The sequence below is a fragment of the Streptomyces sp. NPDC058872 genome, from assembly GCF_042743065.1.
GTDB lineage: Bacteria > Actinomycetota > Actinomycetes > Streptomycetales > Streptomycetaceae > Streptomyces.
The window spans coordinates 1-17,627 of record NZ_JBHYMK010000098.1; the positions used below are offsets into that span (position 1 = coordinate 1).

Below are 17,627 nucleotides of genomic sequence, written 5' to 3' on the forward strand. Positions count from 1 at the left end.
CCCGGATCGGCGTCGCCTCCCTCACCAAGTGACCCGGACACCACCCCCACCGGCGGTGCCACCCGGACCCCTCCCCGGACACCACCCCCACCGCTCCGGCCGCGGCCCTTCGGCAGCGGTCGGGCCGGCCTCCTAAGATCGAGGCGTGGCCCAGCACAACCGGACCCGATCCGCCGTCCTCGCCGCCGTCCTCACGGCCCTCGCGCTGCTCGCGGGCGGCTGCGCCGAGGTCGGCGGCGGCGTCCGCGGCACCCCGGGGGCCTCCGGACTCCGCGACCCGTACTTCCCGAAGCTCGGCAACGGCGGGTACGACGTCCGGCACTACGGCCTGTCCCTCGCCTACGACCCCGCCGACGGGCGCCTCGACGGCACCGTCGAGATCACCGCCCGCGCCACCCAGGACCTCAGCGCCTTCAACCTCGACCTGTCCGGGCTCACCGTGCGGGCCGCGACCGTCGACGGCGTCCCCGCCGCGTACAACAGGGCCGGGAACGAGCTGACGCTCCGCCCGGGCGAGGAGATCCCGGAGGGCGAGGAGTTCCGGGCCACCGTCACCTACGCGGGCGTGCCCGAGCCGCTCACGGATGCCGACGGATCCGCGGAGGGCTGGCTGCGCACGCCCGGCGGAGCGGTCGCGGTCGGCGAACCCGCCGGCTCCATGACCTGGTTCCCCGGCAACCACCATCCTTCCGACAAGGCCCTCTACGACCTCGCGCTCACCCTCCCGGCCGGAGTCGACGGCTTCTCCAACGGGGTCCGCACCGCACGCCGCACGGAGCCGGACGGCCGCGTCACCACCGTGTGGCACACCGCCGAGCCGATGGCGAGCTACCTCGCGACGGTCGTCATCGGCCGCTACGAGACGGGCACGGCAACGGCCCTCGGCTCCGTTCCCGTCCTGACCGCCGCCGAACCGTCGGTGGCGCCGGGCAGTGCCGCGCTGCGGGGCGAGGTCCCCGAGATCCTCGACCGTCAGGCGAAGCGCTTCGGCCCCTACCCCTTCTCCGCCGCGGGGGTGGTGGTCCTGGCGGACGGGACCCTCGGCTACGCCCTGGAGACCCAGACCCGGCCGGTGTTCCCGGCCGCCTCCTTCGACCGCACCACCCTCGTGCACGAACTGGCCCACCAGTGGTTCGGCAACTCGGTCACCCCCCGCAGTTGGCGCGACCTGTGGCTGAACGAGGGCTTCGCGACCTACGCGGAGTGGCTGTACAGCGAGGAGTACGAGCAGGTGCCCGCGCGGACCCACTTCGAGCGGGCCTTCGCCCAGGACGCCAACTGGGCCTTCCCGCCGGCCGCACCCCCCACGGCCGAGAACCTCTTCGACCCGCCCGTGTACCAGCGGGGCGCGATGGTCCTGCACGAGCTGCGGGAGACGGTCGGCGACCGCGTCTTCGACGAGATCCTGCGCGGCTGGTCGGCGAAGTACCGTCACGCCAGCGCCTCCACGGAGGACTTCACGGCCTACGCGGAGGGCGTGGCCGGCCGCGACCTGGGCGACCTGTGGGAGGTCTGGCTGTACGGCGACGAGAAGCCGGACCGGCCCTAGGGAGGGGGCATGGGGGCGTCATCAAGCTGCGGGCCCTGCCTGCGCGCCTCGACGATCCGGATCGAGGACCTCACCGGGACCGTTCGATGACCACGACTCGACATGCCCCTCGGGCGACGCCCTGGGCCGCCGGACGCCAAGGGCGCGCAGGAGCGGGGTCAACGGTCGACCAGCCGTGCACGCGGGTCCTCACCCGTGGATTCCGCGTCGGTGTCGTCGGTGTCGTCGGTGCCGACCGGGCCGCGGGGAAGCATCCGGTCCAGCCACTTCGGCAGCCACCAGTTGGCCCGGCCGAGGAGCGTCATGGTCGCCGGCACCAGCACCATGCGCACGACCGTGGCGTCGATGAAGATCGCGGTGGCCAGACCGAGCCCGAACATCTTGGTGGAGGGGTCCTCGGCGACGGCGAAGGACAGGAAGACCGCCACCATGATGAGGGCGGCCGAGGTGATGATCCGGGCGGTGCGCGAGATGCCCTCGACGATCGCCGTGCCGCTGTCGCCGGTGCGCAGGTACTCCTCGCGCACGCGGGAGAGGAGGAACACCTCGTAGTCCATGGACAGGCCGAACAGGATGGCGAAGAGGAACATCGGGATGAACGACACGATCGGAACCGTCGCTTCCAGCCCGATGAGCGCGCTTCCCCAGCCCCACTGGAAGACCGCGACCATGATGCCGTAAGCCGCGCCGATGCTCAGCAGGTTCAGCAGGACCGCCTTGAGCGGTACGAGCACCGAGCGGAAGACCAGCATCAGCAGCAGGAACGACATCGCCAGCACGGCGGCGACGAACACCGGCATGCGTTGGCTGGTGCGTCGGCCCACATCGGACAGGCTCGCGGCAGCGCCGCCGACGTGGGCCCTGGCCGGGCCGCGCCCGATCGCCGTGGGCAGCACGTCGGTGCGCAGCCGGGCGATGGTGTCGGCCGTGGCCTTGTCCTGGGGGCTGGTGGTCGGGAACACCACGAGGGTCGCGATGCCGGTGGCCCGATCGACGCGTGGCGCCGCGACGGACGCGATGCCCGGATCCGCCGCGACCGCTGCGACGAGTCGGTCCAGCACTCCCGGATCACCGGTGGGGTCCGCGGCGATGACGAGGGGGCCGTTGGTGCCCGGACCGAACCCCTCGGCGACGAGGTCGTAGGCCCGGCGCTCGGTACGGCCCTGAGGCAGTGAGCCGTCGTCGGGCAGGCCGACGCGCAGGCCGAGCAGGGGCAGCGTCGCGGTCAGCAGCAGCCCCGCCGCGCCGACCGCGTACGGCACCGGGTGCCGGCTGACGTGCCCGATCCAGCGACGCCACCCGGCGGCGCGGGCGGCGCCCGCGGCCGGGTCCCGCCGTGCGGGTCGGCCCGGCCTCCTGGTCTGCAGAGCCCGGCCGATCCGGCCGATCTGGCCGGCCCGGGCCAGTCGCGGGCCCGCCGCGCCGAGGAAGGCCGGCAGCAGCGTCACCGACGCGAGCACCATCGTCAGGACGACGATCGAGACGGCGACCCCGCCCACCGTCATGAACGGCACGTCCGCGACCGCCAGGCCGAGGATCGACACGACGACGGTGCCGCCGGCGAAGACCACGGGCCTCCCCGCCGTGGCCACCGCTCGCCCCGCCGCCTCGCGGGGACCGAGCCCGCATGCGAGATGCTCCCGGTGCCTGGCGAGCACGAACAGCGCGTAGTCGATGCCCACTCCGAGCCCGACCATGCTGCCCAGGACCGGTGCGAAGGTGGGGACCTCCGTCACCCCCGCCAGTACCGTCATCGTGGCGACCCCGACGGTCAGCCCGAAGACCGCCATGCCGATCGGCAGCGCGGCGGCGACGAGCGAACCGAACGCCAGGAACAGGATCGCGGCCGCGGCGAGGAGGCCGATCAGTTCGCTCGCGCCGCCGTCGGGGTCGGAGAAGACGTAGAAGAGGTTCCCGCCCATCTCGATGCGCAGCGGCAGTTCGGCGCGCAGGCGGTCGCCGAGGCCGACGAGCGCGTCGAGGTCTTTGGCCGACAGCCGGCTCTGGTCGGGGTACTGCACCCGGACGACCGCGATCCGCCCGTCGGCCGACACGAGCCCACCGCGCACGGCGGCGTCCCCGCCCGCGTCGAGCGCCCCCGTCGGGTCGCTCGTGCCGAGCACGTGCGGCAGCCGCTCCACCTCGGTCTGCAGCTGCGTGAGAGCGGTGCGCGCGCCGCCGTGGTCGAAGAACGTCGCACCGCCGTCGAGCGGGGTGACGACCACCTGGGCGGTCATCCCCTCCTGGCCGGTGCCGGCCCGCTCGATCAGTTCCGCGGCCCGTCGGGAGTCCAGCCCCGGAGCGGTCATCGAGTCCGCGGTCCGCCCGCCGAAGGCGAGCGCGGCGAGGACGGCGAGCGCGGCGGTGACCAGCCATGCCGCGATCACCCGCCGGGGACGGCGGGCGGCGCTTGCGCCCAGGCGCAACAGGGCTTTCGAGAGCATCGGGTCCTCCAACCACCTCGTCGACCGTCCTTGTACGGCCGCCGATGCCGAGGCTCGTCGCCACGGCGCTCCGCTGCATCGGCCCGCGGGCCGCGGATCCGTCGGCCCCGGGACGGAGTGACGACCCGTCCTTTCGGCCGATGCGCGGCGCGCCGCGGTCCCTAGGCTGAGAACCGTGCTCCCCGACGACCTGCGAACCCTGTGGACCGAACCCCGGCCGCCCGACGCGCCCGCCCGGGTGTGGCGGGACCGGGTGCTGCTCGCCGCGGGCCTGGGCGGTGTGGTGCTGGAGGCCACCCTGCGCGAGAACGTCGTGTGGCGGTCGGTGGCAGTGGTGTTCGCCGCATGGCTGTGCCTGCTCACCCTCTGGCGCCGGACCCGCCCGCTGGCGGTGGTCACGCTGGCGTTCGGCTCGGTGGTCCTGCTTCAGCTGGCCTGGCTCGTCGCCGCACCGCGGGAGCCCGTCGGCCTGTACACCAGCGCGGTCGTGCTCGTGCTGGTGTACGCGCTGCTCCGGTGGGGATCGGGGCGGGAGATCGTGCTGGGCGGCGCGGTGATCGTCGCGGCGTGCGCGCTGTGTGTCGTCCCGGACGAGACCTCGGTCGTCGAAAAGGTCGTGGGCTTCGTCTTCGGGCTGCTGCCCGGCGTGGTCGGGGCTGCCGTGCGGTTCAGGGTGACCGCCCGCGAGCGGCAGTTGGACCAGGTGCGCTCCCGCGAGCGCGAGCAGCTCGCCCGGGAACTGCACGACACGGTGGCCCACCACGTGTCGGCCATGGTGATCATCGCCCAGGCGGGCCGGGTGCTCGCGGGCACCGACCCGTCCGCCGCCGTCGAGGCGCTGGAGGGGGTCGAGGAGGAAGGGGCGCGCACGCTGGAGGAGATGCGCGCCATGGTCGCCGCGCTGCGCGACCGCGGGGTCGGCGCCGAGCTGGCGCCCCCTGCCGGAGTCGCGGATCTGGAGCGCCTGGTGCACACCCCGGGGGGTCGCCTCAGGGTCGACCTGGGGCTCGACGGCGAACTGGACGCGCTGCCCCCGGCCGTGGACGCGGCCGTCTACCGGATCGTGCAGGAGTCGGTGACCAACGCGCTGCGCCATGCGGTCGACGCGACCGAGCTCGTCGTCCGGGTCGCCGCGGAACGGCACGCGGTACGGGTGAGCGTGCGCGACAACGGCCGGCGCACCGGCCGGGGGCGCGACGGATACGGACTCACCGGACTGCGCGAGCGCGCGACCCTGCTCGGCGGCACACTACGGGCCGGGCCGGGTACCGACCGGGGCTGGCACGTCGACGCCGAACTGCCGAGGGCGAGGAGCGAGAGCGGTGTCCATTCGCGTCCTCGTCGCTGACGACCAGACGATCATCCGCACCGGGCTGCGGATCATCCTGAACGCCCAGCCCGGCATCGAGGTGGTCGGCGAGGCCGCCGACGGGCGGGAAGCGGTACGTCTGGCCCGCGAACTGCGCCCCGACGTCTGCCTCTTCGACATCCGCATGCCCGTACTCGACGGGCTCGAGGCCACCCGTCTGGTCGCCGGCCCGGGGGTCGCCGACCCGCTGGCCGTGGTCGTCATCACCACGTTCGACCTCGACGAGTACGTCTACGGCTCGCTGCGTGCCGGCGCGCGCGGATTCCTCCTCAAGGACACGGGACCGGATCTTCTGGCGCAGGCCGTGCGGTCGGCGTCCGACGGCGAGGCGCTCATCGCGCCCAGCGTCACCGTCCGTCTGCTCCGGGCGTTCGCGGACCTGCCCGCCGGCCGGCCCGTGGCCCAGCCGGTCTCCCCCGTCACCGCCCGCGAGGAGCAGGTGCTCCTCGCCGTCGCCCGCGGGCTGACCAACACCGAGATCGCCGATGCACTGCACATCAGCCTCAGCACGGTGAAGACGCACCTGGCCAGCCTGATGGCCAAACTCGGCGCCCGCAACCGGGTCGAGATCGCGATGTGGGCCTACGAGACGCGCCGCATCCTCCCCGGAACCTGAGCCGGGTGCCGGACCGGTCTCCACCTGCACGCCTCGACGGTCCGGACCGAAGACCTCACCGGGCAATGCGGCTAGGACGCAAGCTCCTTGCGCAGCACCACGCACGGGCGACCGCGGGCGAGGTCCGGGCGGCGGTCCGTCTCCTCGTACCCGAGCGCGGTCCAGAACGCCAGCCCCGCCGGGTTGTCCTCCAGGACGGCGAGCCGCAGACCGGTACGGCCGGCGGCGCGGAACCGGTCCTCCACATGGGTGGCGAGCCGACGGCCGTGCCCTGCTCCCCGTTCGTCCGCGTGGACCATGAGCAGGCCCAACCAGGGGTCGGGGTCGGCCGGGTCGGGATGGCGGCCGAGGGTGACGGCGACGGCGACCAGCCGGCCTTCGGAACGGGCCAGGAGCACCTCGGCGCTCGGTCGGGCGAGCTCTTCCGCGAGGACCGCGGCGACCTGCTCGGGGCGGATGTCGGACGGGTCCGGGAAGTCACCGCTGAGCCGTTGGAACTCCTCGTCGGAGGCGTAGAGCGCGGTGAGTTCGGTGAGCAGCGCGCCGGGGAGGGCGGTGCCGTCCTCCAGGGCCTTGGGGGCGAGGGCTTCGACGATCACGCGGACAGGCTAGGGCCCCGGCGGGGTGTCCCGGCCGGGGCTCCGGTGCCGTGTCGCGGCGGGCCCGCCCGGCGGTGGAGGGCCGGGGAGGGGCTCAGGAGAGGGCGCCCGGGGGCGAGGGCCGGGGCGTGGGCCGGGGGACCGGCGGTGCGGCCCCACGGCCCGGGACCCGAGGGGTCAGAGGTTGACGCCGAAGTCGCGGGCGATGCCCTCCAGGCCCGAGGCGTACCCCTGGCCCACGGCGCGGAACTTCCACTCGGCCCCGTGGCGGTACAGCTCGCCGAAGACCATGGCGGTCTCGACGGCGGCGTCCTCGGAGAGGTCGTAGCGGGCGAGCTCGGTGCCGCCGGCCTGGTTCACGATGCGGATGTAGGCGTTGCGGACCTGGCCGAAGTTCTGCGCGCGGGAGACCGCGTCGTAGATGGAGACCGGGAAGACGATCTTCTCGACGTTCGGCGGGAGGGCCGCCAGGTTGACGTTGATCTGCTCGTCGTCGCCGCCGCCCTCGCCGGTGCGGTTGTCACCGGTGTGGACGATGGTCTGGTCCGGCGTCGACTTGTTGTTGAAGAAGACGAAGTGGGCGTCCGAGGCGACCCGTCCGGCGGCGTCCACGCCGATCGCGGAGGCGTCGAGGTCGAAGTCGGTGCCCGTGGTGGTGCGAACGTCCCAGCCGAGGCCCACGGTGACGGCGGAGAGGCCCGGGGCCTCCTTGGTCAGGGAGACGTTGCCGCCCTTGGACAGGCTCACAGCCATGGAAAGTCCCTTTCATCGTGATGTTGTCGCTGGGAGAAACGCGTCGGGGCCGCCGGCGGTTCCCGATCGGCCCCCGCCCGGGGGAACCCCGTCCGTGCGGCGGCCGTCCGGCCCCCGCCCGGGGTGCGGGCGAAAATGAGGATGACTCCTCCGGCCCGTTGCGGGGAACATGGGGGCATGTCCGGTCCCTATCCCATCCGCGGTTCCGTCTCGCTGCCCGAGGCCGAGCTCCAGTGGCGTTTCTCGCGGTCGTCGGGGCCGGGCGGTCAGCACGTCAACACCAGCGACTCGCAGGTGGAGCTCCGCTTCGACCTCGCGGCCACGGAGGCGCTCCCCGAGGTGTGGAAGGCGCGTGCCCTGGAGCGACTCGCCCCCCGTCTGGTCAACGGCGTGGTGGCGGTCCGTGCGTCGGAGCACCGTTCGCAGTGGCGCAACCGCGAGACGGCGGCGGTCCGCCTGGCCGCGCTCCTCGCCGAGGCGACCGCCCCGCCGCCGAAGCCCCGCCGGCCGACGAAGATCCCCCGCGGGATCAACGAGCGGCGGCTGCGCGAGAAGAAGCAGCGTTCGGAGACCAAGCGCATCCGGCGGTCCCGCGACTGGGGCTGACCGGCCTCCGGTGCCGGTGGCCCGTGGTGCTGCGGCCGGGGCGGTGCGGTTCCGGATCCGGCGCGGCGGTGCCCCCTCCGGGGTCAGCCCAGCCTGCGGTACTTGCCCTGGAAGTACGCCAGGGGCTCGCCGCCGCCCGGGCGCAGGCCGACCGTCAGCACCCGGCCCACCACCAGGGTGTGGTCGCCGGCCACCACGCGGCTCTCGGTGCGGCACTCCAGGACCGACAGGGCGCCGTCCACGAGCGGGGCGCCGCTCTCCCCGCCGCGGGTGTGCGGCAGGTCGGCGAAGAGCAGTCGGTCGCTGACACGGTTCTTCATGGCGAAGCGTCCGGCGACCTGGCGCTGGTCCTCGGCGAGGACCGACACCGCCCAGACGGGGACGTCGGCGAGCAGGTCGTCCATGCGGGAGCCGTTGCGGAGGCTCACCAGGACGAGCGGCGGGTCGAGGGAGACCGAAACGAAGGAGGTCGCGGTCATGCCGACGTCCTCGCCGCGGGGGCCCTCGTCGGGATCGTGCGCGGTCACCAGGACCACGCCCGCCGCCAGACGGGACATCGCGGCTCGGAACTCTTCGTTGCTCACTCCCCCAGCATGGGGGATGGCCAGGTCGGACACGGGGCACGGAGCGGGAGTCTTCAGCACACCGGCACGCTAATCCGGACCCCCGCGTCCGGCATCGGGCCCGGGGACCAGACCGGCACCCCCGGCGGACCTAGGACCCCCTCCGAGGGGTGCGCCGCAACCCGCCGTGACCTGCTGTGACTTGAGTCACAGAGGCCAGTAATTGCTGACCCTGTGTACCGGGTGTGGAGCTCGCTGTGATTCAGTGGCGGTGACAGTGCGATACGAAACCGATGAGAACCCTGGAGTTGCTGTCGAGGTCTCGGGGAGAGCGAGCGATGGAGACCGAGTCGGAGCCGTATGTCCGTCTCTCGACCTTGCGGCAGCTGCACCAGGTCGTGGCGGACCTCAACACTGCCCGCAGCTTGGCGGACACCCTGCAGACCGTCGCCGACGGCGTGGTCGCCGGTCTCAACTACGAGCTGGCCTGTGTCAACCTCGTTCGCCCCGACGGTGACCTCGTCGTCGCGGCCTTCGCCGGAAGCTCCGCGGCCGAAGCGCTGATCACCGGGCGGGTCGGCTCCCGGGCCTCCTGGGAGCGGCGCCTCTCCATGGGGGTCGCCTGGGGCGAGCTGCGCTTCATCCCGCACACCGAGGGCTGGGTCCTCATGGAGGACGACGTTCCGCAGTGGCACACCGACGGTCCCGCGCCCCGCTTCGAGGACGAGTGGCACCCGCACGACCGGCTCTACGCCCCGATGTACGCCCCCAGGGTCGGCTCCGCCCGCCCGGGGGGAGCCGCACCGGGCTCCGGTCGCGAGCTCCTCGGCGTCATATCCGTCGACCGTCCGCGCAACGGCCGGCACCCGGGGCCCTGGGGCCAGGAGGCGCTCCAGATGTACGCCTCGCAGTCGGCCATCGCCATCAGCAACGCCCGCCTCCGCTCCAACATGCAGCGGGCCCTGGTCCGGCTCGAACGGGAGCAGCAGGCGCTCCGGGCCAGCGAAGAGTCCTTCCGGCAGGCCTTCGAGTACGCCCCTTCGGGCATGGCCATCGCCGAGATGGGCGGTGACCAGCACGGCCGGCTGCTCCGCACCAACGACGCCCTGTGCCGGCTCCTCGGCCGCCCCGCCTCCGTCATGCGGCGCTACTCCTTCGCCGACCTGGTCCACCCCGAGGACATCGGGACCCTGCTCCGCACCTCTGCGGAGGGCGGCCGGGCCGAACTGCGCCTCGCCCGGCGGGACGGCAGCTACGTGTGGGTCTCCCTGCGCAACTCGGTCGTCGCCGACACCGCCGACGGCCCCCGCTTCCTCCTGACCCACGTCGAGGACATCGAGGAGCGCAAGCGGCACGAGCTGCAGCTCGCCCACCGCGCTTCGCACGACGCGCTCACCGGCCTCCCCAACAGTGCCGAGCTGCGCTCCCGACTGTCCGCCCGCCTCTGCGAGCGCCCGGCGGCGCCCGGGCCCGGCGACGCCGCGTACGGCGGGTACGACGCACGGCGGGACGGCGGCTACGGTGCGGAGCACGCGGGGGAGGGCCCGGGCTACGAGCCGTCGGCGTACGAGCACGAGCACGGCTTCGGTTTCGAGCCGGTGGGCAGCGCCGGGCCGTATGACCACCACGTCCACACCGTGGCCCCCACGGGGGGCGAGACCGATGACGGCACCAAGGGGCTCGCCGTCCTCTTCTGCGACCTCGACGGCTTCAAGTCGATCAACGACCGCTTCGGGCACCACACGGGGGACGCCGTCCTCATCGAGGTCGCGCGTCGGCTCACCACCGGAGTGCGGGACGGCGACACCGTGGCCCGGCTCGGTGGTGACGAGTTCGTCGTCCTCGCCGACGGGCTGGGCGCCGCCGATGCCGCCGATCTGGCCCTGCGCCTCCGCAACGCGATCATTCCGCCGATCCGGGTGGACGGGCGGGCGGTCCGCGTCGGCGCGAGTTTCGGCATCGGCTGGGCCGAGTGCGGAATGACCGTGGAAGAGGTGCTGAACTCCGCCGACCAGCGGATGTACGTCGAGAAGCGCTCTCGTGCGAAGGTCCACCGCAGGGCGGGCTGAGTCGTGCGCTGGTCTGTTCGAGGTAGGCTCGCCCGGTCGGCGACGGCTGGCGAGCATGGAGAGGATGACCCGGATGGCTGCCGGTAACGACGGCGCGAGCAAGCCCGAGGACGACGATCCGTTCGGCTACCTGTACGCGGACGGTCAGGCAGCGGGTGCCCAGGCCCCGCAGGGCGGCGGCTACGGCTATCCCGGCCCCGCCCAGCCCGGTGTGCCCCGGACCTCGTACAACCAGGTCAGGACGGTCGGCGAGCGCCAGTACGGCGGGCCCCAGCAGCCGTACGTGCCGCCGCAGCAGGCCCCGTACGGCCAGCCGCAGGCGCAGTACGCCGCGCCCGAGGCCCTGCCCCCGAACCTCAGGAACGGTGCGCAGGCGGAGCGGGGCGGAGCCTACGGCGGGCAGCAGCCCGGCCATCCGGCCCCGATGCCGCCCCAGCGCGGCGGCTCCGGTCGCGGCCCCAACGCCAAGGGCCTGCTGGCCGGTGCGATCGCGGTCGTCGCGGTCGTCGTGATCGGCATCTCGATCGCCCTGATCAACAACTCGGGCGACCCGGCCGACAAGAAGGACCGGGCGGGCGGCACGGCCTCGACGGCCCCCACCCGGGCCTCCGAGGCCCCGAGCACCGAGCCGAGCGCCGAGCCGACCCCGGGGGAGCTGCCGAAGCAGGACGCGGCGACGCTGACCCTGGGCGGCACGGCCACCACGGGGACCGAGGTGAAGGGCGCGAAGGGCTCGAACGGCGCCTATGTGCGCTTCAACGGGGTGGGCAGCTCCGCCAGCTGGTCGGTCGACGTGCCGAACGAGGGCGAGTACACGCTCCGCATCACCTACAGCGTGCCCGGCAAGGACGCCAGGACGTCCCTGACGGTCAACGACGAGGCGCCCCGTGAGGTGCGCATGTCCAACTTCGCGAAGGCCGCCGGGGGCGACTGGGAGAAGGGCTGGACCTACACCTACGCCTACGTGAACCTGAACAAGGGCGCGAACACGCTCAGGATCTCCTGCGAGGCGGGCGACGCCTGCGAGGCGATCCTCGACCAGGTCTACCTGGAGGCCGGGCACACCGGTACGTGATCCTCCGGGACCCCGCCGGCCAGCGGCTCAGGGCGTCTCGACCGCTTCGAGCGGGGTCACTTCCACCCGGGGCAGCAGCTCTTCGTACGCCGGTGCGTCGAACTCGCCGGCCACCGGCGAGAGCACCGTGGCCGCCGAGAGGGCGACCGCCCGGGTGAGCCTCTCGGGCCAGGGGACGTCGTCGACCAGGCCCGAGAGGAGGCCGGCGACGGCGGAGTCGCCCGCGCCCGTGGGATTGCCCTTGACCGCGGCGGGCGGGGCCGCCCGCCAGAGGCCCTCGGGGGTGACGGCGAACAGGCCCTCGGGACCGAGCGAGGACACCACGGCGCGGGCGCCGCGGCGCCGTGCGTCGCGGGTGGCCCGGTGCGGTTCCCGGGCGCCGGTGAGGTGGGCGAGTTCCTCGGCGTTGGGCTTGACCAGGTCGGGGCGGGCGGCGATGCCCCGGCGCAGGGGTTCGCCGCTGGTGTCGAGGAGGACGGGTACGGAGGCTGCGCGGGCGAGCCGCACCAGTTCCCCGTACGCGCCGACGTGGATGCCCGGCGGGAGGCTGCCGCAGAGGGCGACCGCCGCGGCCCCGCCGAGGAGTTCCGTGAAGCGGGCCCGGAAGGCGGCCCATTCGGCGGGGGTGACGGTCGGCCCGGGCTCGTTGAGCTGGGTGGTGTCCCCGCTCGCGGTGTCGACGACCGCGACGGTGCGGCGGGTGGGCCCCGTGGTCTCGACGAGCGCGTCCCGCACCGGGGTTGCGGCGAGTTGTTCCCGCAGCACGGCTCCGGTGGCGCCGCCCGCGAAGCCGGTGGCGACCGTCTCGTGCCCGAGGGCGGCGAGGACGCGTGCGACGTTGAGCCCCTTGCCGCCGGGCCGTTCGATGACCTGGGTGACCCGGTGGGAGGCGTGCGGGGTGAGGGAGGGGACCCGATAGGTCAGGTCCAGTGCCGTGTTGAGAGTGACCGTGAGGATCACAAGCTGTCCACTCCCCGTACGCCGTGTGAAGTCCTGCGGAACAGGCGTTCCGACGGGGACCGATCATGCCAAAGGAAAGGCGGTTGGCCCAGACCCCCGGCCCACCGCCCTTCGGCATGATTCCTGATCAGACCGCCGTCGGGTCGACGATCCACTCTCCCTTGCGCATGACGCCCTTGAGGTCGAACGAGGCGTCCAGGACGACCAGGTCGGCGTCCTTGCCGGGCTCCAGCGAGCCGACGCGGTCGTACGCGCCGAGGAGGCGGGCGGGGGTGGCGGAGATGGCCTCGACGACCGCCTCGACGGGGATGCCGTCGATGGTGGTGGCGCGCTTGAAGGCGCGGTCCAGGGTGAGGGTGGAGCCGGCGATGGAGCCGCCCTCGACGAGCCGGGCGACGCTGTCCTTCACTTCGACCTCAAGGGGGCCGAGCATGTAGCGGCCGTCACCGAAGCCGGCCGCGTCCATGGCGTCCGTGATGAGGGCGACCCGCTCGGGGCCGGCGTGGTGGAAGGCGAGCTCCAGGGCGGCGGGGTGGAGGTGGGTGCCGTCGTTGATGAGCTCGACGGTGACCCGCTCGTCCTCCAGGAGGGCGGCGATCGGGCCGGGGGCGCGGTGCCCGAGGCCGGGCATCGCGTTGTAGAGGTGGGTGGCGACGGTCGCACCGGCGTCGATGGCCGCCCGGGTCTGCTCGTAGGTCGCGTCGGTGTGGCCGATGGCGGCGATCACGCCGTGCTCGGCGAGCAGGCGCACGGAATCGATGCCGCCGGGCAGTTCGGTGGCGAGGGTGACCATCTTGGCCTGGCCGCGGCCGGCGTCGATCAGCTTGCGGACCGCGGCCGGGTCCGGGTCGCGCAGCAGCGTCTCGTCGTGGGCGCCCTTGCGGCAGGGGGAGATGAACGGGCCCTCGAAGTGGAGGCCGGCGATCTCGCCCTGCTCGGCGAGCTCGGAGAGCAGGCCGGCCCGCTGGGTGAGGAAGTCCATCTCGCCGGTGACGAAGGAGGCGACGACGGTGGTCGTGCCGTGCAGCCGGTGGGTGTGGACGCCCTTGAGGACCTCGTCGACGGTGCCGGAGGTGAAGGACGCGCCGCCGCCGCCGTGGTTGTGCATGTCGACGAAGCCGGGGACGAGCCAGTGGCCGCTCAGGTCGAGGACGGGGGCGTTCTCGGGGGCGCTGCCCGCGATGCGGGCGCCGTCGACGATCACGCGTCCGTTCTCGACCGTTCCGGTGGGCAGCACGACGTGTGCGCCGGCGAGAACCTGGTGATCGGCCATCAGGCGGAAACCTCCGAGTCGAGGGAGAGAAGGTCCCAGGCGAGGAGGCCCGCGCCCAGGCATCCGGCGGTGTCCCCGAGGGCCGCCGGGACGATGGCGGGCAGCTTCTGGAACGTGACGCGTTCCTCCACGGCGGCCCGGAGTGGTGTGAACAAGGTTTCCCCGGCCTCTGCGAGACCGCCACCGATGATGAGCGTGCGGGGGTCCAGCAGGGTGAGCGCGGTGACCAGGCCGTCGGCGAGGGCGTCGACGGCGTCCTGCCAGACCCGTACGGCCGCGGGGTCGCCGGACTCGACGGCCTTCGCGCAGTCCGCGGCGTCGGCCTCGGGGTCGCCGCTGGTCGTGGCCCAGGCGAGGGAGACGGCGGAGGCGGAGGCGTAGCGCTCCAGGCAGCCGCGCTGGCCGCAGCGGCACTCGGTGCCCCCGGGGCGGACGACGATGTGGCCGATCTCGCCCGCGTAGCCGTGGGCGCCGGCCTCGATGCTGCTGCCGATGCCGATGGCTCCGGCGATGCCGGTGCCGAGGGGAATGAAGAGGAAGCGGTCGGCGCCGTTGCCCGCGCCGATGCGGCCTTCGGCGAGGCCGCCGGTGCGCACGTCGTGACCGAGGGCGACGGGGGCGCCGTGGAGGCGGCGGCTGAGGAGTTCGCGCATGGGAACGTCCCGCCAGCCCAGGTTGGCCGCGTAGACGGCGATGCCGTTCTCCGCGTCGACGATGCCGGGCACGGCGACTCCGGCGGCTGCGGCGGGCTCTCCGTACCGCTCCTGTCCGAGCGCGCGGAGCTCTTCGGCGAAGCCGAGGATGGTCTCCACCACGGCTTCGGGGCCGCGCTCGCGGCCGGTGGCGCGGCGGGCCTCGTGCAGCAGGGTGCCGTCCGCCCCGACGAGGGCGGCCTTTATGCCGGTGCCGCCCACATCCAGGGCGATGACGTGTCTCACGGGGGACAGTGTGTCGCGGGAGGCCCCAAAAGGTCTAGTCCACTGCCGAGGATTGTTGCGTACGGATACAAATTCGGAGTCCGCCATGCGCCCATCGTCCCGCCGCAGTTGCGGAAGTGATACCCAAGTGGTGTAGACCTCATGCCGGGGCTCGGGGCAGACTTACGGCCCGTAGAAGAGCAAATACTCAGCTCATCACAGCGGAATAGCAGCTCAACGACGAGCAAAAGGTGGATGAAGCCGTGGAGCGGCGACGATTTCTTGGACTGACCGCGGCCGCTGCCGCCCTCGGACTGACCGCGACGGTCAGCGGCTGCAGCTCCCTGGGCGGCGACTCCGGTGACGTGACCCTGAAGCTGGTCGCCGCCGATTACGACCTCACCGGCGGGGACACCACCAAGAAGTACTGGGCCGACCTCGTCACCGCCTTCGAGGCGAAGCACCCCGGGATCAGGGTCGAGGTCCAGATCGAGTCCTGGGACGACGTGGACCGCAAGGTCGCCGAAATGGTCAAGAACGGCCAGGCCCCCGACGTCGCACAGATCGGCGCCTACGCCGACTACGCGGCCGACGGTCACCTCTACCCCGCCGACGACCTCCTCTCCATCCCCGTCCAGTCCAACTTCCTCCCGAGGCTCGCCGATGCCGGCGAGAACGAGCACGTCCAGTACGGGCTGCCCTTCGTCGCCTCCACCCGGCCGCTCTTCTACAACAAGGACCTCTTCCAGGAGGCCGGCATCGAGGCGCCCACCACCTGGGAGGAGCTCTCCGCCGCGGCCGCGAAGCTCAAGGCCAAGGGCGTCCCCACCCCCTTCGCGCTGCCGCTCGGCCCCGAGGAGGCCCAGGCGGAGGCCCTGATGTGGCTGCTCAGCGGCGGGGGCGGCTGGACCGACGCGACCGACCGCTACGCCGTCGATTCCGAAGCCAACGTGCACACCTTCGAGTGGCTCCGCGAGAACCTGGTGGGCAAGGACCTCACCGGCTCGATCGCCCCGGGCAAGCTCGACCGCAAGGCCGCCTTCGCCGCCTTCGCGAACGGCGAGGTCGGCATGCTCAACGGCCACCCCTCGCTCCTCAAGGAGGCCGCGAAGAAGGGCGTGCAGGTCGGCCAGGTTCCCCTCCCCGGACCCGACGGCCCGTCGAAGACCTCCATGGGCGTCGCCGACTGGATCATGGGCTTCAACCAGAACGGCCACCGCAAGGAGATCGGGGACTTCCTCAACTTCGTCTTCAGCGACGAAAACGTACTGAAGTTCGCCGGGGACAACGACCTCCTCCCCGTGACCGTCAGCGCTTCCGCCCACATGGAGAGCGATCCGGACCACGCCAACCTGCGGGTCTTCCTCACGGTCCTTCCCCAGGCGCAGCTCCCGCCGGTCGGCAAGACCTCCTGGGCCAAGGTCAGCGAGGACATCAAGCAGAACATCGGCAAGGCCGTCACCCCGGGCGGCAGCCCCGCCGAAGTCCTCGGCCGGATAGGCCGTGCGGCGACGACCGCGGAGAACGCCGAGTAATAGGTTGGTGGGATGACCCACGAGACGGAGGGCGACGACGGCGGACTCGGCGCGCGCGAGCGGGCGCTCCTCGCCGTCGAGCGCCGCTCCTGGCCCGGCCCCGGAGCCAAGGAGCGGGCCGTTCGCGAGCGGCTCGGCCTCTCCCCGACCCGCTACTACCAGCTCCTCAACGCACTCCTGGACGATCCGCGCGCCCTGGCCCACGATCCGGTGACGATCAACCGGCTCCGCCGGGTCCGCGAGGAGCAGCGGAAGAGAAGGGATGCGTGACCCCGACCACGCTGACGCGGTCGCCCCGCGTCGGTAGGGTCGGGAGCATGGTCAGCCTCCCGCAACCGACCTTTCCCCGGCTCTCCGCACTGCTCGGGAGCCCCCCCTCTGCCGGCCGTGACGGTCTGGTCGAGCTCCTCGCCCGGCCCGCGAAGGCCGTCATCGCCCTCGACTTCGACGGGACCCTCGCCGAGATCGTCCCCGATCCCGAATCGGCCCGCGCCCACCCCGACGCCGTGGCGGCCCTGGCCGCCCTCGCGCCGGAGGTCGCCTCGATCGCCGTGGTGACCGGCCGCCCCGCCGGGGTCGCGGTCCGCTACGGCGGCTTCGCCGGCGTCCCCGGCCTCGAACACCTCGTGGTCCTGGGCCACTACGGTGCCGAACGCTGGGACGCCGTCACCGGCACCGTCCGGGCGGCCGCCCCCCATCCCGGCGTGGCCTCCGTCCGGGCCGAACTCCCCGGCTTCCTGGACCGGGCCGGTGCCTGGCCGGGGGTCTGGATCGAGGAGAAGGGCCGTGCCGTCGCCGTCCACACCCGGCGCGCCCAGGACCCGGAGGGCGCCTTCGAGGCGCTCAAGGGTCCGTTGGGCGATCTGGCCGTGGCCCACGGACTGGTCCTGGAGCCCGGTCGGATGGTTCTGGAGCTGAGGCCGCCGGGCATGGACAAGGGCGTGGCGCTCGCCGCGTACGTGCGGGAGGTGGGTGCCGGGTCCGTGCTCTACGCGGGCGACGACCTGGGGGACCTGCCGGCCTTCGCCGCGGTCGAGAAGCTCCGTTCCGAGGGCACCCCGGGCGTCCTGGTGTGCAGCGGTTCCACCGAGGTCCCGGAGCTGGCCGAGCGCGCGGACCTGTCGGTGGCCGGCCCGGCGGGCGTGGTCGCGTTCCTGGCGGAACTGGCGGGGGGGGGGGGGGGGGCCGGGGGCCCCCCCCCCCCCCCCCCCCCGGGGGGGGGGGGGGGACGGGGGCGGCGGGGTGGCGGCCCGGAAGGGTAAGTGGGAGCCCGCGGCGACCCGGGGCGGGGCGCGGCCC

The 17,627-nt window shown here is 73.3% G+C and carries 16 protein-coding genes; 9 read left to right on the forward strand and 7 right to left on the reverse strand.

Going from position 1 to position 17,627, the window contains the following annotated elements:
- Positions 1 to 145: 145 nt before the first annotated feature.
- On the forward strand, positions 146 to 1,549 hold the full coding sequence (locus tag ACFW22_RS34205; protein ID WP_386412291.1) for a M1 family metallopeptidase: 1,404 nt from the start codon (positions 146 to 148) through the stop codon (positions 1,547 to 1,549).
- A 158-nt stretch (positions 1,550 to 1,707) separates the two neighbouring features.
- On the opposite strand, the gene ACFW22_RS34210 is transcribed toward ACFW22_RS34205, so the two are convergent.
- The gene (locus tag ACFW22_RS34210; RefSeq protein WP_386412293.1) at positions 1,708 to 3,993 is read right to left on the reverse strand and encodes an MMPL family transporter; all 2,286 of its coding nucleotides are present in this window, start codon (positions 3,991 to 3,993) and stop codon (positions 1,708 to 1,710) included.
- A 175-nt stretch (positions 3,994 to 4,168) separates the two neighbouring features.
- Here ACFW22_RS34210 and ACFW22_RS34215 point away from each other — a divergent pair, with 175 nt between their 5' ends.
- Together ACFW22_RS34215 and ACFW22_RS34220 are read left to right on the forward strand one after the other, a co-directional pair.
- Complete coding sequence (locus ACFW22_RS34215; protein WP_386412295.1) at positions 4,169 to 5,341, forward strand: sensor histidine kinase; 1,173 nt, start codon at positions 4,169 to 4,171, stop codon at positions 5,339 to 5,341.
- Positions 5,316 to 5,978 (forward strand): response regulator, encoded by a 663-nt coding sequence (locus tag ACFW22_RS34220; protein ID WP_386412297.1) that lies wholly within the window; start codon positions 5,316 to 5,318, stop codon positions 5,976 to 5,978. The genes ACFW22_RS34215 and ACFW22_RS34220 overlap by 26 nt, the downstream gene beginning before the upstream one ends.
- A gap of 71 nt (positions 5,979 to 6,049) precedes the next feature.
- Here ACFW22_RS34220 and ACFW22_RS34225 read toward each other — a convergent pair whose 3' ends face one another.
- Positions 6,050 to 6,577: a GNAT family N-acetyltransferase gene (locus ACFW22_RS34225; protein WP_386412300.1), complete on the reverse strand. Its 528-nt coding sequence runs from the start codon at positions 6,575 to 6,577 to the stop codon at positions 6,050 to 6,052.
- Positions 6,578 to 6,754: 177 nt separating this feature from the next.
- Positions 6,755 to 7,330 (reverse strand): TerD family protein, encoded by a 576-nt coding sequence (locus tag ACFW22_RS34230; protein WP_384876970.1) that lies wholly within the window; start codon positions 7,328 to 7,330, stop codon positions 6,755 to 6,757.
- Positions 7,331 to 7,507: 177 nt separating this feature from the next.
- On the opposite strand from ACFW22_RS34230, the gene arfB reads away from it, so the two are divergent.
- Positions 7,508 to 7,936 carry an alternative ribosome rescue aminoacyl-tRNA hydrolase ArfB gene (gene arfB / locus ACFW22_RS34235; protein ID WP_386412302.1) on the forward strand — a complete coding sequence of 143 codons (429 nt, stop codon included), beginning with the start codon at positions 7,508 to 7,510 and terminating at the stop codon, positions 7,934 to 7,936.
- 83 nt (positions 7,937 to 8,019) lie between these two features.
- On the opposite strand, the gene ACFW22_RS34240 is transcribed toward arfB, so the two are convergent.
- Positions 8,020 to 8,580, reverse strand: coding sequence for a flavin reductase family protein (locus ACFW22_RS34240; protein WP_386412304.1), 561 nt, complete (start codon positions 8,578 to 8,580; stop codon positions 8,020 to 8,022).
- A 257-nt stretch (positions 8,581 to 8,837) separates the two neighbouring features.
- Here ACFW22_RS34240 and cdgB point away from each other — a divergent pair, with 257 nt between their 5' ends.
- Both cdgB and ACFW22_RS34250 read left to right on the forward strand, forming a co-directional pair.
- Positions 8,838 to 10,568, forward strand: a complete 1,731-nt coding sequence (gene cdgB / locus ACFW22_RS34245; protein WP_386412306.1) for a diguanylate cyclase CdgB — start codon at positions 8,838 to 8,840, stop codon at positions 10,566 to 10,568.
- Between the two features lie 73 nt (positions 10,569 to 10,641).
- The gene (locus ACFW22_RS34250; RefSeq protein WP_386412308.1) at positions 10,642 to 11,643 is read left to right on the forward strand and encodes a carbohydrate-binding protein; all 1,002 of its coding nucleotides are present in this window, start codon (positions 10,642 to 10,644) and stop codon (positions 11,641 to 11,643) included.
- Positions 11,644 to 11,670: 27 nt separating this feature from the next.
- Here the strand turns inward: ACFW22_RS34250 and ACFW22_RS34255 are convergent, their stop codons facing one another.
- From ACFW22_RS34255 to ACFW22_RS34265, 3 genes are all read right to left on the reverse strand, one after another.
- Positions 11,671 to 12,603 (reverse strand): 1-phosphofructokinase family hexose kinase, encoded by a 933-nt coding sequence (locus ACFW22_RS34255; protein WP_386412310.1) that lies wholly within the window; start codon positions 12,601 to 12,603, stop codon positions 11,671 to 11,673.
- A gap of 127 nt (positions 12,604 to 12,730) precedes the next feature.
- Positions 12,731 to 13,876: an N-acetylglucosamine-6-phosphate deacetylase gene (gene nagA / locus ACFW22_RS34260; RefSeq protein WP_386412312.1), complete on the reverse strand. Its 1,146-nt coding sequence runs from the start codon at positions 13,874 to 13,876 to the stop codon at positions 12,731 to 12,733.
- Positions 13,876 to 14,814, reverse strand: coding sequence for an ROK family protein (locus tag ACFW22_RS34265; RefSeq protein ID WP_386412314.1), 939 nt, complete (start codon positions 14,812 to 14,814; stop codon positions 13,876 to 13,878). The genes nagA and ACFW22_RS34265 overlap by 1 nt, the downstream gene beginning before the upstream one ends.
- A 230-nt stretch (positions 14,815 to 15,044) precedes the next feature.
- Here ACFW22_RS34265 and ACFW22_RS34270 point away from each other — a divergent pair, with 230 nt between their 5' ends.
- From ACFW22_RS34270 to otsB, 3 genes are read left to right on the forward strand one after another with little or no spacing between them, the layout of a single operon-like run.
- Complete coding sequence (locus ACFW22_RS34270) at positions 15,045 to 16,328, forward strand: extracellular solute-binding protein (RefSeq protein ID WP_386412316.1); 1,284 nt, start codon at positions 15,045 to 15,047, stop codon at positions 16,326 to 16,328.
- 12 nt (positions 16,329 to 16,340) lie between these two features.
- Positions 16,341 to 16,598 (forward strand): DUF3263 domain-containing protein, encoded by a 258-nt coding sequence (locus tag ACFW22_RS34275; protein ID WP_386412318.1) that lies wholly within the window; start codon positions 16,341 to 16,343, stop codon positions 16,596 to 16,598.
- A gap of 47 nt (positions 16,599 to 16,645) precedes the next feature.
- The gene (gene otsB / locus ACFW22_RS34280) at positions 16,646 to 17,590 is read left to right on the forward strand and encodes a trehalose-phosphatase (protein ID WP_386412321.1); all 945 of its coding nucleotides are present in this window, start codon (positions 16,646 to 16,648) and stop codon (positions 17,588 to 17,590) included.
- Positions 17,591 to 17,627 lie beyond the last annotated feature (37 nt).

Coding starts and splice junctions, on each gene's coding strand:
- ACFW22_RS34210 (WP_386412293.1), bottom strand. CDS start 3,993: ATGCTCTCGAAAGCCCTGTTGCGCCTGGGCGCAAGCGCCGCCCGCCGT.
- nagA (WP_386412312.1), bottom strand. CDS start 13,876: ATGGCCGATCACCAGGTTCTCGCCGGCGCACACGTCGTGCTGCCCACC.
- cdgB (WP_386412306.1), top strand. CDS start 8,838: ATGGAGACCGAGTCGGAGCCGTATGTCCGTCTCTCGACCTTGCGGCAG.
- ACFW22_RS34275 (WP_386412318.1), top strand. CDS start 16,341: ATGACCCACGAGACGGAGGGCGACGACGGCGGACTCGGCGCGCGCGAG.
- ACFW22_RS34230 (WP_384876970.1), bottom strand. CDS start 7,330: ATGGCTGTGAGCCTGTCCAAGGGCGGCAACGTCTCCCTGACCAAGGAG.
- ACFW22_RS34250 (WP_386412308.1), top strand. CDS start 10,642: ATGGCTGCCGGTAACGACGGCGCGAGCAAGCCCGAGGACGACGATCCG.
- arfB (WP_386412302.1), top strand. CDS start 7,508: ATGTCCGGTCCCTATCCCATCCGCGGTTCCGTCTCGCTGCCCGAGGCC.
- otsB (WP_386412321.1), top strand. CDS start 16,646: ATGGTCAGCCTCCCGCAACCGACCTTTCCCCGGCTCTCCGCACTGCTC.